The following is a 14,577-nucleotide window of genomic DNA, read 5'->3' on the forward strand; positions in this document are numbered from 1 at the left end:
GAGACACGAGTGACGCGATCGATGCCTGGGTGCTGGAGTCGATACATCGGCAAGGAGGTCGTATGGAACTGCACATGCAATCGCACCATTGGGAGCGCCGCATGCCCGACTGGCTGGCCGCTGCCGTGGCCGGTGTCATCGGCGGCGCGCTGGTGATCGTGCTGGAATTCTTCTGGTCGACCATGGTGCTCAATGAAAGCCCGTGGCGGCCCACCCACAAGATCGCGGCCATGGTCATGGGCCCCAGCGCGCTCGAGCAGATGTCGCTGTTCAGCCTGGGCATCGTGGCAACCGCGCTGGTGTTGCATTTCGTGCTGGGCGCCGTCATGGGGATGATCCTCGGCGCCGTCATCGCGCCGTTCCACTTCGATTCGAGCGTCGGCATGGAAGCCGCCATCGGCGTGGCCTTCGGGATCGTGGCCTATGTAGTCAACTTCTACGGCATGACGGTGGTGTTCCCGTGGTTCGCCTCGGAGCGCGGCTCCGGGCCACTGCTGGCGAACCTGCTGTTCGGCGTGGCGACCGCCATCACGTACGGCATGCTGGAACGGCGCACACAGGAAGCGATGCGCTGACGCGCCGGTGTTTTCCCGCGGCGCCGCATACCGGGCGGCGCTGCGGAAGACGGCCGCCGCCGGCCTTCGCTGCCGGCGGCGGCCGTTTGGCATTGCGCCGCAGCATGCCGCGCGCATATCGTCGCGATCCGCACGCGGGGCGGCCCTCCCCCGGGCGCTGCCTTGCACGATGCAAATCAGAGGACTAGCCTTGCTATAGCGTGTGGCGCACAGCGGGGTGGCACATGGCGCTTGCGATTGCATTGATCCTCATCATCGTGCTGGCGGTGGGGTTTCACTTTGCCAGCCCCTGGTGGATCACACCGATCGCATCGAACTGGGTGCGCATGGACGACACGCTGACGATCACCATCGTCATCACCGGCACGCTCTTCATCGCGGTCAATCTGTTCGTGGTGGCCGCGCTGCTGCGTTACCGGCACCGCGACGGCCATCGCGCCGCCTACGAACCGCACAACCGGCGGCTGGAGTGGTGGCTGATCGGCGTGACGGCGGTCGGCGTGGCGGCGCTGCTGGCGCCCGGCCTCTTCGTCTATGCCGACTACGTGCGGCCGCCGCCCGGCGCGCTGCAGCTCGAAGTGCTCGGCCAGCAATGGCAATGGCGCTTCCGCTTCCCCGGCCCCGGCGGCAAGCTGGGCACGACGGACACGCGCTACATCAGCGACGACAACCCGTTCGGCCTGAACCCCGCCGATCCCAACGGCCGCGACAACCACCTGATCGAGACGCCCGAGCTGCACCTGCCGCTCAACCGGCCGGTGCAGGTCCTCACGCGCTCGCGCGACGTGCTGCACGACTTCTATGTGCCGCCGTTCCGGGCCCGCATGAACATGGTGCCCGGCATGGTCACCACCTTCTGGTTCACGCCGACCAGGGCCGGCCGCTACGACATCCTCTGCGCCCAGCTCTGCGGCATCGGGCATGCCAGCATGCGCGGCGTGGTGGTGGTGGAAGACGAAGCCGCGTTCATCCGCTGGCTGCAACAGCAGCCGACCTTCGCGCAACGGCAGCAGGCCACGGTGCAGGCGGCCTCCGCGACGGCCGGCGCCAGTGCCGGCGCCCAGGCCATGGCCGACCAGGGCAAGACGCTGGCGCAGGCCAAGGGCTGCGTCGCCTGCCACAGCGTGGACGGCAGCCCCGGCGTCGGCCCCACCTGGAAGGGCCTGTACGGCAAGACCGAAACCATGGCCGACGGCAGCACCGCGCCGGTGGATGACGCCTATCTGCGTGCGTTCATCCGCGACCCGAAGGCGCGCGTGGTCAAGGGCTTCGCGCCGGTCATGCCGAACTTCGACCTGAGCGAGCAGGAGTTGTCCGCCCTGGTGGCCTACATCAAGGCGCAGGGCGGCCCAGGCGCCGCCAGCGCGGCCAAACCCTAGCGAGGCAGCACGATGTCCTACGCGCACCCCGACCACGAGCACGGCCCGCAAAGCTTCTGGACACGCTACGTCTGGAGCCAGGACCACAAGGTCATCGCCGTGCAGTATTCGCTCACCGCCATCGCCATCGGCCTGGTCGGCCTCGTGCTGTCGAACCTGATGCGGCTGCAGCTGGGCTTTCCGGGCAGGTTCGCCTTCATCGACGCGAACCACTACTACCAGTTCGTCACCATGCACGGGATGATCATGGTGATCTACCTGCTCACCGCGCTGTTCCTGGGCGGCTTCGGCAACTACCTGATCCCGCTGATGCTGGGCGCGCGCGACATGGTGTTCCCGTTCCTCAACATGCTGAGCTACTGGGTCTACCTGCTCGCGGTGCTGGTGCTGGTGGCGAGCTTCTTCGTGCCGGGCGGGCCGACCGGCGCGGGCTGGACGCTGTATCCGCCGCAGGCCATCCTGCCCGGCACGCCCGGCACCGAGCTGGGCATCGTGCTGATGCTGGTGTCGCTGGCGATCTTCATCGTCGCGGCAACGATGGGCGGGCTCAATTACGTGACGACCACGCTGCAGGCGCGCACGCGCGGCATGACATTGCTGCGCATGCCGCTCACGGTGTGGGGCATCTTCATGGCGACCATCCTGGCGCTGCTGGCGTTTCCGGCGCTGTTCGTCTCGGCCATCATGATGCTGCTCGACAAGACGCTGGGCACCAGCTTCTTCGTGCCGGCGGTGGTGTCGATGGGGCAGCATCTCAAGCATGCCGGCGGCAGCCCGCTGCTGTTCCAGCACCTGTTCTGGTTCTTCGGGCATCCGGAGGTCTACATCGTCGCGCTGCCGGCCTTCGGCATCGTGTCGGACCTGATCAGCACGCACGCGCGCAAGAACATCTTCGGCTACAAGATGATGGTGTGGGCCATCATCATCATCGGCGTGCTGTCCTTCGTGGTGTGGGCGCACCACATGTTCGTGGCGGGGATGAATCCGTACTTCGGCTTCTTCTTCGCCACCACCACGCTGATCATCGCCATCCCGACCGCCCTCAAGGTCTACAACTGGGTGCTGACGCTGTGGCGCGGCGACATCCACCTGACCGTGCCGATGCTGTTCGCCATCGGCTTCATCAGCACCTTCGTGATCGGCGGGCTGACCGGGCTGTTCCTCGGCAACGTGAGCGTGGACATTCCGCTGTCCAACACGTACTTCGTGGTGGCGCACTTCCACATGGTGATGGGCGTGTCGCCGATCCTGGTGGTGTTCGGCGGCCTCTACCACTGGTATCCGAAGGTGACGGGCCGCATGCTCAACGACACGCTGGGCCGCGTGCATTTCTGGATCACCTTCATCGGCACCTACCTGATCTACTTCCCGATGCACTACCTGGGCGTGCTCGGCATGCCGCGGCGCTACTACGCGTACGAGGGCTACAGCTTCATCCCGCCCTCGGCGCAGACGCTGAATACGGTCATCACCGTCATTGCGCTCGCCGTGGGGGCGGCGCAGCTGCTGTTCCTCGTCAACCTCGCGTGGAGCCTGGTGCGCGGCAGGAAAGCCGACAGCAACCCGTGGCGCGCCACCACGCTCGAATGGCAGACCCCGCAGACGCCGCCCGTGCACGGCAACTGGGGCCCCGCGCTGCCGGTGGTGTACCGCTGGGCGTATGAATACAGCCCGCCCGACCGCACAGAAGACTTCGTGCCGCAGAACGAGCCGCCGCCGGGCACACCCGGGGCGCAAGCCGATATCCTTCACGCTGGCGGGGTGCGCGCATGACGACCCTGCCCCGCCGCTTCGTTCCCGGCACGCCGCCCGTGCTGCCCGGCGCGGGACGCATCGGCCTGCGCGTCTTCATGGGCGTGGCGACGACGCTGTTCTCGCTGCTGATCCTGGCCTATGCGATGCGCATGCGCGAAGCGGATTGGATGCCGGTCCCGCATCCGGTGCTGCTGTGGTGGAACACCGGCGCGCTGGCGCTGGCCAGCGCGGCGATGCAGATGGCGCGGCAGGCAAGCACGCGGCGCGCAACGTGGCTGCTGGCGGGCGGCGCGCTGGCCGCCCTGTTCGTGATCGGGCAATGGACGGCGTGGCAACAGCTGTCGGCCACCGGACAGGGCGTGACGGTCAACCCGTCCAACAGCTTCCTGTATGTGTTCACCGGCCTGCATGCGCTGCATGTGATCGGCGGCCTCATCGCCTGGAGCATCACCGCCGCGCGCCTGCGCGCCGATCCCGAACGCGCCCGGCGCGCCGTCGCCCTGTGCGCAACGTACTGGCACTTCCTGCTGGCCGTGTGGCTCGTGCTGCTGGCGGCGATGTGGTGGATCACACCCGCGTTCGTCGCCGCCATCTGCGGGCCGTTGTATGGAGCCACGCCATGAGCACGCCCACGCTCCCGACCGATTCCACCGAAGCCTTGCCGGATGCGATGCCCCAAGGCTGGCACGGCATCGTCAACGACTGGTCGGCCGACCGCGAAGCCTTCAAGGTGCCGTGGGGCAAGGCGATGATGTGGATCTTCCTGCTGTCGGACACCTTCATCTTCAGCAGCTTCCTGATCGGCTACATGACGGTGCGCATATCGACCACGGTGCCGTGGCCCAATCCGTCCGAGGTGTTCGGCCTGAGGATCGGCAGCGTTGACGTGCCGCTGCTGCTGATCGCCATCATGACCTTCGTGCTCATCAGCAGCAGCGGCACCATGGCGATGGCCGTCAACTTCGGCTACCGGCGCAACGCCAGGCGTGCCGCCGCGCTGATGCTGGCCACCGCGCTGCTGGGCGCCACCTTTGTCTCCATGCAAGCGTTCGAATGGACCAAGCTGATCGTCCACGAAGGCGTGCGCCCATGGGGCAACCCGCTGGGCGCGGCGCAGTTCGGTGCGTGCTTCTTCATGATTACCGGATTCCACGGCTTTCACGTGACCTGCGGCGTGATCTACCTGCTGCTGATCGCGCGCAAGATCCTGCAGCCGGGCTTTACCGAACACGGCAACTTCCAGATCGTCGAAATCGCGGGCCTGTACTGGCACTTCGTCGACCTCGTCTGGGTGTTCATCTTTGCGCTGTTCTACCTGTGGTGAGGCAGACCATGGAGCACACCGATCCATCCCACGCACCCGGCGCCCATGGCCAGCAGCACCCCATCGGCATCTACCTGAAGATCTGGGGCCTGCTGTTCGTGCTGAGCACCCTGTCGTATCTGGTGGATTACTTCCGGGTGCAGGGCCTGATGCGCTGGACACTGATCGTCGCGCTCATGATCGCCAAGGCCGGCCTGATCGTGTCCGTGTTCATGCACATGATGTGGGAGCGGCTGGCCTTGGTGTACGCCATCCTGATACCGCCCCTGTGCCTGCTGGTGCTGATGGTGCTGATGGCGGCGGAGGCGCATCACACCTTCGGGATGCGGGCGCTGTTCTTCCACTGAACGCCGCCCCCGGCCCGACGCCGCGGCCGGTCACCGCTGCGGCACGCTCCAGAGGGCCCAGACCACCACGCTGCGCACATCAACATGCACGGCCCAGCGCAGCCAAACTACGTCAGGAAGTGCATGTGCGGGCAGTCTTCGCCGCCAGTGGCCAAAGCTACGGCAGCCGACGCGTGATGTACGCGCTGCGCGCCCAAGGCGAACAGATTGGGCGCTATCGCATCCGTCCCTCGGTCAGCCTTGTTCTGCGTAGGGGATTACCCAAGCGCTTTCATGCGATGTCTTTAGGGCATTGCTGATCAATGAGGTTTGCGCGTGATGTTGCACACACCAAGGACCTCGGTTTTCGCAATGCGGGAGAGATGGGCCGATTCAAGCCGTTTTTCTCTCGTTTCGGACCTCTCCTGGCGCGCTTTGCGCGCTCAAGACGGATTGCGCCCCTCTGAGGCCAACAACAGCTTCCTGGCGAGCCTCAGATTTGCCAGACCAAACAGACTGAACAACTGCGCCGTGTTCTTGACCAGACCCTTGTAGCGAGCCTTGCTATGACCAAACAGATTCATGAGTACAGCGCATCTTCCAGCGCCTCGTCCGACAACCCGTACCACTGTTGAAGGAAGTCAATGCGCAGCATTCGCTCCAGACCAATCGGCGGCCGTCCACGTTTGCCCTTGGGATAGTGCGGTTCGACCGCCGCAATCAGACGCGACCACGGCACCACGCTTTCCATCTCCGTCAAGAAGCGCTGCCGGCGCGTCACCCGCGTCTTCCCCTGGCTTTCCGCTTCCGCAAAACTGATCTGTCACTTCATGCCAGACTCATCTTTGGGGCATGCACATGACAACGTTTACAAACGACTCAACGATGACTTTCGTGCTGAATAAATCAGTCTTTCCCTAGCAGTACACGCATGGCGTCCCCAAAAAACCGGGAAAGCGCATTGTAAAACCGCCACCCAGGCAATCCGCAAGATGCATTGCCGCCAAGCACACTCATGGGCGGCATGCCCTGTCCGTTACCACCCAGACAAGCAGAATGTCAATAGCAAATCGACCCGGTGATTTCTACGAATGCGCTGAATACACTCCGTCGCATTATCTATGCGCCTGAGACAGCATAAAAAACCATGCGCTTGTCATTTGCAACGGAATATCCGATGGGAACCCTGCCAGGCGAGGCCATGGCCGCGTTGACGACGCTCGTTCAGGACGCGATCGGCACTGAGCTTGAAATCGACGCTCTTTTTGACACAGCGCAACCGGTGCTGGGAGCATGTGCAGCGTCAAACGTGCAATTCGATGGAGGAGCTGTCTTCGGCGCCTCTCTGATCGGGCATGCCAGAGTATTCGAACTGGCCGCCATCCCTTGCGAAGCCGGATGGCACGACGCGGAAGACGATGCCAGACGGTTCCGTGGTCTTTTCAAAGACGGCTTATATCGCGCAGGCTTTCGGCTCATCGCATCGGTCCCAATGCCTCCGACGGGCTTATGGACGTCGCGTGCAATCGACTGCGAAGAGGAGCTCGCGTGTTGCAGGATCCGAACGTATGACGCCTTGTCCAGCGAAGTATTCTCGGCGCTGGGTTGCACGGCTGTCCGCATGCCATTTTCCCAGTTGTCCGCCGCGCTCGACAGCGGAGAAATCGACGCGGTACTTTCCTCTGGCGATGGGTCGGCGGGCACGTCGCTTTCTCGATATTGCCGTAATTACTTGCCGCTCGGCTACAGCACGCCGCTCTGCTTTCTCGTCGTGCGGGAGTCGAGCTTTATCGCCATGCCAAAACGATGGCAGCGGGCGCTGAAGTGGGCCGGGCGCGAGATCCAGGCCCGGTACTTCAATCGGCAAGCGACCCGCGAGCAAAACAACTTGAGAGCGATGCGGGAGCGTGGCATCCAGGTTGGCCGCGGCCTTCCGCATCACGCCGCGGTCCGGCTGGAAAGAAAGATGGAGCTGGTGCGGCAACGCTTGATCACCGAGCACATGCTCGCAGACGTGCTGGTTCCCATTGCCTGATTCAAAAAACATTATATGAATTCGACTATGTCGTCGATTGTGTCCGACTCCAGGCTGCCCCACATCAAGGGCTCCATCTTTGCCGACATGTCGCGCGCCGCCAAGAAGCATGGTGCCGTTAACCTGTCGCAAGGGTTTCCGGACTTTGCGCCCGACCGGCGATTGCTGGACGCACTGACGGAAGCCGCGCAAGGCAACTACCATCAGTACGGCCTCCCGGAGGGTTCGGAAGCCTTGCGACAGTCCATCGCCCGCATGTTCTGGAATCTGTACCAGCTCGATCTGTCGTCCGAGACGGAAATCACCATCACGGCGGGGGCCACCCAGGCGATCTCGGCGGCGGTCGGCAGCCTGATCCACGCTGGCGAAGAAGTCATCTTCCTCTCGCCCGCGTTCGAATCGTATGCCCCCGCCATTCTGCTTGCGGGCGCGGTGCCGGTCTGCGTGGATTTACAAGCACCGAAGTTCGAAATCGACTGGGACGAAGTCGAGGATCGCATTTCGCCTCGCACACGCATGATTATCGTGAACAGTCCGCACAACCCTTCCGGTCGCTGCTGGACGGCGGGCGACGTCGCGCGGCTCGCCGAACTGGCCGACCGGCACAACCTGCTCGTGCTGAGCGACGAGGTCTACCACAACATCGTTTTCGAACAACCGCACATTACTGCGATCTCGGATGAGCGGCTGCGCAAACGCACGGTTGTCGTCGGTTCGCTCGGCAAAACAATGCACGTGACGGGATGGCGGATCGGTTACGCGATCGGTGCCGCGGCACTGACGCATGAAATTCGCAAGATCCTGCAATTCAACACCTATGCAGCGCCCACGCCGTTACAACAGGCAATGGCCGTCGTGTTGGATGACGCAGCGTACCGCGATTTGCCCGAACTCTTTCGTCGCAAGCGAGACCGCTTTCTCAAGGGACTGGAGGGTTCCCGTTTCACGTTCGCCCCAACTGGCGGCGGCTACTTCCAGTTGGCCGACTACTCGGCCATCTCCGACCTGCCTGACGCGCAATTCGCGAATCGGCTGATCGAGACCCACGGTGTCGCCTGCTTACCGATATCGGGGTTCGGTTCGCAATATGCACAGGCAAGACTCCTGCGCTTCTGTTTTGCCAAGCAAGAAAGAACGCTGGATGCGGCCACCGATATTCTTCGCAATCTCTGAACCATGATGACCACGCTCGAATTCCGCGAAGAGGGCAGCACCACCCGAACCATGCAACTGGCGGCAAACACGCTCACGATTGCGGGATGGACCGGCAGAAACCCAATGGCCGTTCAGCACCATATCGACGAGCTTGCAGCCATTGGCATTGCGCCCCCCGAGCAAACCCCCACGCTTTATCGTGTTGCCAGCGCGCTGCTGACCACGGCCCCCGTCATCGAAACCGTCGGAGACAGCTCAAGCGGGGAGGTGGAGTTCTGCCTGTTCAACCTGGACGGGCAGCTATACGTCACCGTCGGCTCCGACCACACCGACCGCGCCCTTGAGCGACACGACATCGCCCTGTCGAAACAAGTGTGCGCGAAACCCGTCAGCCATGCCTGCTGGCGCTTGGACGAAGTCGAATCCCACTGGGATCAACTGATGCTGCGCAGCTTTGCGACAACAAATGGAATCGAACGGCTGTACCAGGAAGGCGCGGCGTCGGAACTGCTGCATCCACGGACGCTGCTTTCGAAGATTGAGGCGCCGTTCGACCATGGTCATGTGCTCTTCGGCGGAACGGTGCCGGTCAAAGGCGCTGTCGGCGCCGCAGACTGCTTTCGCGCCGAACTGCATGACCCGGTGCTTGGAAGAACGCTCGCCTGTACGTACCGGACCAAAGTGCTTTGATAGGAGATGACGATGCTCAAACCTCACCTTGAATTCCTCTCGCTGGACCTGACCGAAGGCTGGAGTGTCCCGCCAGGGTATCCAGAAGGCATCGAGGAAAAGATTCTGTGCGGCGACCTGTCGCCGGAGACCGCCACGGGCTGCCGCACCCGATTGCTTCGCTTCGCTGCCGGCGTTTATACGACCGCGCCGTTTGTGCACGCCTATTGGGAAGAGGTCTATCTGGTGCAAGGGGATCTGACCGTTGGCAATGACGCGAACGGCAACGGCGGCACACCGTTCGGCCCGCATACCTACGCCTGCCGGCCGCCTGGCGCCTATCACGGCCCGTTCAAATCCGAACATGGCTGCATGCTGCTGGAAATCCACTACTACGCAAAAGATCGCGCAGTGACTGCCGCGTCGAATGCGCTCCCGGCATGAGGCGCTTCTCCATGCACGATAAAGCACGATCGGAACAACAGGGGCTTCGCGTCGCCCAGTGGACGGCATTCTGGCTCACCATCCTCGCCTACATGGTGTCCTTTTTTCATCGCGTTGCACCGGCGGCACTGTCGATGGAGCTGCAACAAGCATTCTCCGCCACCAGCACGGAGCTGGGATCGGTTACCGCCGTGTTCTTTTTCGTCGTGATGGCCATGCAGATCCCCACCGGCATCATTGCCGACACGCTGGGCCCGAGGCGACTCCTGGTGGCCGGCTGCATGATGGCAGCGCTCGGCGCCTTCGTCTTCGCCAGTGCGCACACGGTGGGCATCGCATGCATCGGGCGCGGCTTCATCGGATTGGGCGCCGCGATTCCATTCGTCGCGCTGCTCCGGCTCAATGCATCCTGGTTCTCGTCGCGACAATTCGCCACCCTGAGCGGCTTGACGCTGCTCTTCGGCAACCTGGGGTCGATCTTATCGACCACGCCATTGCAAATGGCCTCGCAGGTTGTGAGCTGGCGGCTCATCATCGGGGGCATTGGCGTGCTGACGCTGGCCGCTGGCGCGCTCATCGCGCTGTATGTGCGCGACAAACCGTCCGACCTCGGGCTCGCGCATCCGGACGGCCCTTCCAGCACCGCCACTGCCGCAACGCGCGGATCATGGGTTCGGCAACTGCTGGCGGTCGTGACGAACGCACGAACATGGCCGTGCTTCTGGGTGGGCTTCGGCATCTGCGGTACGTTTTTCACGTTCACCAGCCTGTGGGCCGTGCCCTATCTCGTCCAAGCCGTCGGGCTGACAAAAAGCGAGGCGTCGACCCACGTGCTGGTGATGATCCTGTGTCACGCAGTCACCGCACTCTTTCTTGGCAGAACGTCCGACCGCTTGGGCAACCGTAAAGGGCTGCTCCTGATGCTCGCCGCCATCTACCTGGTGTCATGGCTTCCGATGCTGGGGCCGATGAAAACATTTGCTGGAGAAAGCTATATCGTTTTCGCCATTCAAGGCATCGCCTCGACCAGCTACACGCTGATCTGGGCCATTGCGAAAGAAGTCAACGCCCCCGATTCCGCGGGGATGGCCATTGGTGTCACCAACACCAGCATGTTCATGGCCGCCGCCATCTTTCAGCCGCTGATCGGCGCGCTGATCGACCGTTTCGGGTTGCAAGGCATGACCTATTCAATCGAGCTGCTCGCAGCGGTTTCCGCAATCGGCTTGCTCGCGGGTCTATGTCTTGTCGAAACCCGTGGAAAAAACGTGTATTCCCAAAAGATTGCATAAACATGCTCTACACCTTCTACAACATCGACGTGCCGGGCACGGACCTGCGAGCAAAGCTCAGGCCAGCCCACCGCGAGTACCTCGCAGAATTCGCAGACCGGTTTGCCTTTGCGGGGCCACTGCTCGGAGAAGATGGAACGACTCCGGTGGGCAGCCTGCTGGTGCTCGATTTCGACTCCGCCGAAGAAGCGAAAGCGTTTATCCAGGCAGAGCCCTACACGGTTGCGGGACTGTATGCCAGCGTCAGCATGCTGCCGTTCGTCAATCTCTGGGAACAACGAACGGGTTTTCCCGCGCCTCGATAACGGGGCGGGCTTGAATTTGCATCCCGCGTATCGGGTACCCGGGGGGCCGAGCAGTCGCGTGCTGCTCGGCCCTCCAGTAAGATCACGCACTGCGTAGCGATCTGTCGACGAGTCATGCCCGAAAAATTTCCTTTGAAACGGGGGGACCGAAGCACATACCTGATTCTGGCGGTGGGCGTGCTGGTACTCGCCGCTGTCTGGATTGGCGTGCTGACCCGGCTTTCCGTCGAAAAGACGGAGGTCTTGCAAACGGCTCAGGCCAAGGCCAACGTGTTGGCTGACGCGCTGGCCCAACACGTAGACACCACAATCCACGATATTGATGTCATTGCGCTGGTGGTCAAGCGCGAGTACGAGTTCAACCCGGCGTCGATCGATCTCCGCGCCCTGCAAGACGAGGGCTTCTTCTCCCGGGCAACCGCGGCACAAGTCTCGGTCGTCGATGCCACCGGCCGCATTCTCCAAAGCACCATTCCTTACGCCGGCGGCGTCTATATCACAGACCGGGAGCACTTCAAGGTACACCGCGAGCCCGACACGCGCGGGCTTTATATCAGCAAACCGGTACTGGGCCGCGTCTCCGGAAAATGGACAATTCAGCTCACGCGGCGGCTGGAAAAGAAAAACGGCGACTTTGCCGGCGTCGTCGTCGTTTCGGAGGACCGCCGTTACCTCACCCGCGAATTTTCCAATGTGGCCGATTTGGGCAAGAGCGGTACCGCCTCTGTATTTCTGGCAGACGGCACCATGCTGTCGGATGGCGCGTCCGGCGCTGAGACCGCCATGGCGAACGGGATCGCCAAGAGTACAAGACGCGACTTGGTAGAACAAATCGTTGCGCGGCGCCCGGTTTCGGGCTACCCGCTGGCGGTTGAAATTTCGCTGGGGTACGCCGAGGCGATGGTGCCGTACACCAAGATGAAAGCGCTGTATCTGACTGGCACAGCCGCGTTTTCCGCTTTCTTTCTGATGTTCGTGACAGCGATTTCGGTGCTCGTTCATCGCCTATCCAAGAGTCGCAACCGCCTCCGGACCTTCTCCGAAACCGATGCGCTCACCGGCCTTTGGAACCGTTACGGGCTATTGGCGCGGCTGAGCGAAATGCTGCCGGGGCAGGTCGGTCTGAACCGGCTTGCCGTGGTTTACATTGATCTGGGGAATTTAAAGCACGTCAACGACACCCTCGGCCATGAAGCCGGCGACCAACTACTCAAAAAGATGGCCGCCCGGCTTCAGGATGGGGTGACCCCGAACATTCTGGGGCGCTTTGGAGGGGACGAGTTCATTGCGGTTCTACGAGCGGAGGATGCAGCCCAAGATATCTATCCGATCACGAAAACGGTACTCGAAAAAATCGTCGACATTTTCGAGATGCCCGTAACCCTGAGAGGCAGCATCTTCAACATTCGCGCAAGCATCGGTGTTGCCGTCCATGCGCGGACCGAAGATGGCGTGGCGACGCTGATCCGCGAAGCCGACGAAGCCATGTACGCGGCGAAGTCGCAGATGCGGGCAACGCAGAAAACGGCGTGGCGGTTCTATTCGAACGAGATGCGCGAAAATACGCGCCGTGCCGTAGAGGCCGAACAGCGCCTCCGATCTGCCTTGAGCGAAGGGATTCTCAAGCTTGCGTTCTATCCCATCCACCGCTTGAACGAAAAGCGTGCGTGGGGTTTCCGCGTGGTGGCAGCGATTACGGATGACAGGAATCGCCTCGCTCCTGTTCAAGACGCCGTCCCCGTTAACAAAGAAAATGGATTGCTCGGCCCGCTCACCGAATTTGCCCTGCTGCAGATGTGTGCCACGCTCACCGGCCGGCAAGGCGGCCCGGTCCGGCTCGCTTACCGGCTCGACAGGAATCAGTTCCTTACCATTGACTGCGCGTCCATTGTGCGCACGCTCGCCAGGGAATTTCAGGTCGCTCCAGGCACGCTGGTGCTCGAAGTCCCAGAAAGCGCATTTCTCGAAGAGCCGCTTCTCGCGGAAAATCGGGCGGCCGCATTGGCCAGCACAGGCGTGAAATTGATGCTTGATGGTTTTTCTGGTGGCTTCGCATCGTTTGCGTTGCTGGAAAAAGGACTATTTTTCGGCGTGGTCATCAGCCCCCCCCCATCTACCGCTGATATATTGGCGCCCGTAGTCGAGCGGGTGACGCACGATGGCCTGATGGTCGTGCTGGAAGAAGCGCATGAAGCGGCCACCGGGTTAGCGCATCACCCCTTGGTGTACGCGGTCGACGTGCTGGACGCTCCAGTCGTAGAAGTTGATGGCCGACTCAGTCAGTGAAAAATCGGGAAAATCTCGTCTACGAAGCGGAAGTCACAATTGGACGCGAACGAGTCAGTTTGCGCTTCCTGATACTTGACGCACTGATGCTGCTCGAGCGTGAACTCACTCAAGCGGACGGCTCCACCTTCATGCATTCCATCTGGGTCGATGGGGGCTCGACTTTATTCGACTATATGACGGCCGACCCGTATTTCATGCAGCTCGAGCGGCATTACGGCCTGATTCAGGAGAAAATGAGCCGGGTGCTCGCGCCTTGAGAGAGCTCGGAAAAGCGGATGCAAGCGAATCTCGATCAGGTGCTGACAAAGATCAACTCGTTGGGTGCTTGCACGCACGACATCGAGTTGCACGCACGTCTGAGGAGCATATTCTCGGACCTCCAGATCCCTTCGTTCATTTTCAGCACCTTCAATCTGGACGCGAATGGTACAGCCTCCAGCTATCGCTTCCTGGTCGGCTGCAGCGCGGAGTGGATCCAGATCTACCAGCACCGCCACTGGTACAGCAATGATCCGTATTTGCAGTACGCACGTTTCAATGCATCCCCCGCGCCCGGCAGCGTGATCCCGATCACCAGTGCCGGGCAGCGCGAGATGCGCGCGACTGCACGCCAGTACGGGTTCCGCAGCAATCTCGTCGTCCCGGCGCATTCACGGGCGACTTCGCTGCTGGGCGTCCTGCACATTGCGAACAACGTCGAAATGGAGGATGGCGGAGAAGCCCGCCTTCTCGAATGGCAATCGCTGCTTCGCGCCATATCGCTGACCCTGTTGGACATGCGCACGGCGGCACAGCATCAGTTGATGGTTGCGAGGTTCGGGCTCGACGCGCGCGATCTGACCGCGCTTCAGTTCGTGCTCGCCGGAGAGCCTGCGCAGGAGGTTGCAAGAAGCCTGGGGCTTTCGGTGGCGAGCGTTTATTCCATGTACTCGCGGATCAACGAGAAACTGGGCGTCAACCGGATCAACGAAGCCGCGCGTCTCGCCCAGCAGTACGATTTGTTATAGGCCGCATGACTTCGAACCCGCC

16 protein-coding genes and 2 pseudogenes are annotated in these 14,577 nt (G+C 62.1%); 16 read left to right on the forward strand and 2 right to left on the reverse strand.

The annotated features are described in order from the left end of the window. The first annotated feature begins 62 nt into the window (after positions 1 to 62). From GO999_RS21690 to GO999_RS25125, 7 genes are all read left to right on the forward strand, one after another. On the forward strand, positions 63 to 575 hold the full coding sequence (locus GO999_RS21690) for a hypothetical protein (protein WP_011004809.1): 513 nt from the start codon (positions 63 to 65) through the stop codon (positions 573 to 575). A 224-nt stretch (positions 576 to 799) separates the two neighbouring features. Beyond that, complete coding sequence (locus tag GO999_RS21695; protein ID WP_111375228.1) at positions 800 to 1,954, forward strand: c-type cytochrome; 1,155 nt, start codon at positions 800 to 802, stop codon at positions 1,952 to 1,954. Positions 1,955 to 1,966: 12 nt separating this feature from the next. Further along, positions 1,967 to 3,727 carry a cytochrome c oxidase subunit I gene (gene ctaD, locus GO999_RS21700; protein WP_071092927.1) on the forward strand — a complete coding sequence of 587 codons (1,761 nt, stop codon included), beginning with the start codon at positions 1,967 to 1,969 and terminating at the stop codon, positions 3,725 to 3,727. After that, positions 3,724 to 4,332, forward strand: coding sequence for a cytochrome c oxidase subunit 3 (locus GO999_RS21705; protein WP_058908000.1), 609 nt, complete (start codon positions 3,724 to 3,726; stop codon positions 4,330 to 4,332). The genes ctaD and GO999_RS21705 overlap by 4 nt, the downstream gene beginning before the upstream one ends. Next, positions 4,329 to 5,033: a heme-copper oxidase subunit III family protein gene (locus GO999_RS21710; protein ID WP_011004813.1), complete on the forward strand. Its 705-nt coding sequence runs from the start codon at positions 4,329 to 4,331 to the stop codon at positions 5,031 to 5,033. Before GO999_RS21705 ends, GO999_RS21710 begins: the two co-directional genes overlap by 4 nt. 8 nt (positions 5,034 to 5,041) lie before the next feature. Next, positions 5,042 to 5,380 carry a cytochrome C oxidase subunit IV family protein gene (locus GO999_RS21715; protein WP_011004814.1) on the forward strand — a complete coding sequence of 113 codons (339 nt, stop codon included), beginning with the start codon at positions 5,042 to 5,044 and terminating at the stop codon, positions 5,378 to 5,380. Between the two features lie 125 nt (positions 5,381 to 5,505). Next, complete coding sequence (locus tag GO999_RS25125) at positions 5,506 to 5,679, forward strand: IS3 family transposase (protein WP_164775022.1); 174 nt, start codon at positions 5,506 to 5,508, stop codon at positions 5,677 to 5,679. A gap of 123 nt (positions 5,680 to 5,802) precedes the next feature. Here the strand turns inward: GO999_RS25125 and GO999_RS25130 are convergent. Both GO999_RS25130 and GO999_RS21725 read right to left on the reverse strand, forming a co-directional pair. Then, positions 5,803 to 5,934: pseudogene (locus GO999_RS25130) on the reverse strand (IS5/IS1182 family transposase); the annotation flags it as partial. Positions 5,935 to 5,945: 11 nt separating this feature from the next. Continuing rightward, positions 5,946 to 6,179, reverse strand: a pseudogene (locus tag GO999_RS21725) (transposase); the annotation flags it as partial. Between the two features lie 327 nt (positions 6,180 to 6,506). Here GO999_RS21725 and GO999_RS21730 point away from each other — a divergent pair. From GO999_RS21730 to GO999_RS21770, 9 genes are all read left to right on the forward strand, one after another. Then, positions 6,507 to 7,394: a type 2 periplasmic-binding domain-containing protein gene (locus GO999_RS21730; protein WP_211906855.1), complete on the forward strand. Its 888-nt coding sequence runs from the start codon at positions 6,507 to 6,509 to the stop codon at positions 7,392 to 7,394. A 27-nt stretch (positions 7,395 to 7,421) separates the two neighbouring features. Further along, on the forward strand, positions 7,422 to 8,567 hold the full coding sequence (locus tag GO999_RS21735; RefSeq protein WP_162913545.1) for a methionine aminotransferase: 1,146 nt from the start codon (positions 7,422 to 7,424) through the stop codon (positions 8,565 to 8,567). 3 nt (positions 8,568 to 8,570) lie between these two features. Then, positions 8,571 to 9,239: a DUF2848 domain-containing protein gene (locus GO999_RS21740; protein WP_049842331.1), complete on the forward strand. Its 669-nt coding sequence runs from the start codon at positions 8,571 to 8,573 to the stop codon at positions 9,237 to 9,239. 6 nt (positions 9,240 to 9,245) lie between these two features. Continuing rightward, the gene (locus GO999_RS21745) at positions 9,246 to 9,662 is read left to right on the forward strand and encodes a cupin domain-containing protein (RefSeq protein ID WP_028861974.1); all 417 of its coding nucleotides are present in this window, start codon (positions 9,246 to 9,248) and stop codon (positions 9,660 to 9,662) included. 11 nt (positions 9,663 to 9,673) lie between these two features. Next, the gene (locus tag GO999_RS21750; protein WP_162913544.1) at positions 9,674 to 10,954 is read left to right on the forward strand and encodes an MFS transporter; all 1,281 of its coding nucleotides are present in this window, start codon (positions 9,674 to 9,676) and stop codon (positions 10,952 to 10,954) included. A gap of 2 nt (positions 10,955 to 10,956) precedes the next feature. Continuing rightward, positions 10,957 to 11,259 carry a YciI family protein gene (locus GO999_RS21755; RefSeq protein ID WP_028861976.1) on the forward strand — a complete coding sequence of 101 codons (303 nt, stop codon included), beginning with the start codon at positions 10,957 to 10,959 and terminating at the stop codon, positions 11,257 to 11,259. 114 nt (positions 11,260 to 11,373) lie between these two features. Then, positions 11,374 to 13,545, forward strand: coding sequence for a diguanylate cyclase domain-containing protein (locus GO999_RS21760; RefSeq protein WP_211906856.1), 2,172 nt, complete (start codon positions 11,374 to 11,376; stop codon positions 13,543 to 13,545). After that, positions 13,542 to 13,805, forward strand: coding sequence for a hypothetical protein (locus tag GO999_RS21765; protein WP_152551871.1), 264 nt, complete (start codon positions 13,542 to 13,544; stop codon positions 13,803 to 13,805). Before GO999_RS21760 ends, GO999_RS21765 begins: the two co-directional genes overlap by 4 nt. 18 nt (positions 13,806 to 13,823) lie before the next feature. Continuing rightward, entirely contained in the window at positions 13,824 to 14,555 is a 732-nt protein-coding gene (locus tag GO999_RS21770; protein WP_028861979.1) for an autoinducer binding domain-containing protein, read from the forward strand. The last annotated feature ends 22 nt before the right edge of the window (positions 14,556 to 14,577 follow it).

The sequence above is a fragment of the Ralstonia nicotianae genome, assembly GCF_018243235.1.
Lineage (GTDB): Bacteria > Pseudomonadota > Gammaproteobacteria > Burkholderiales > Burkholderiaceae > Ralstonia > Ralstonia nicotianae.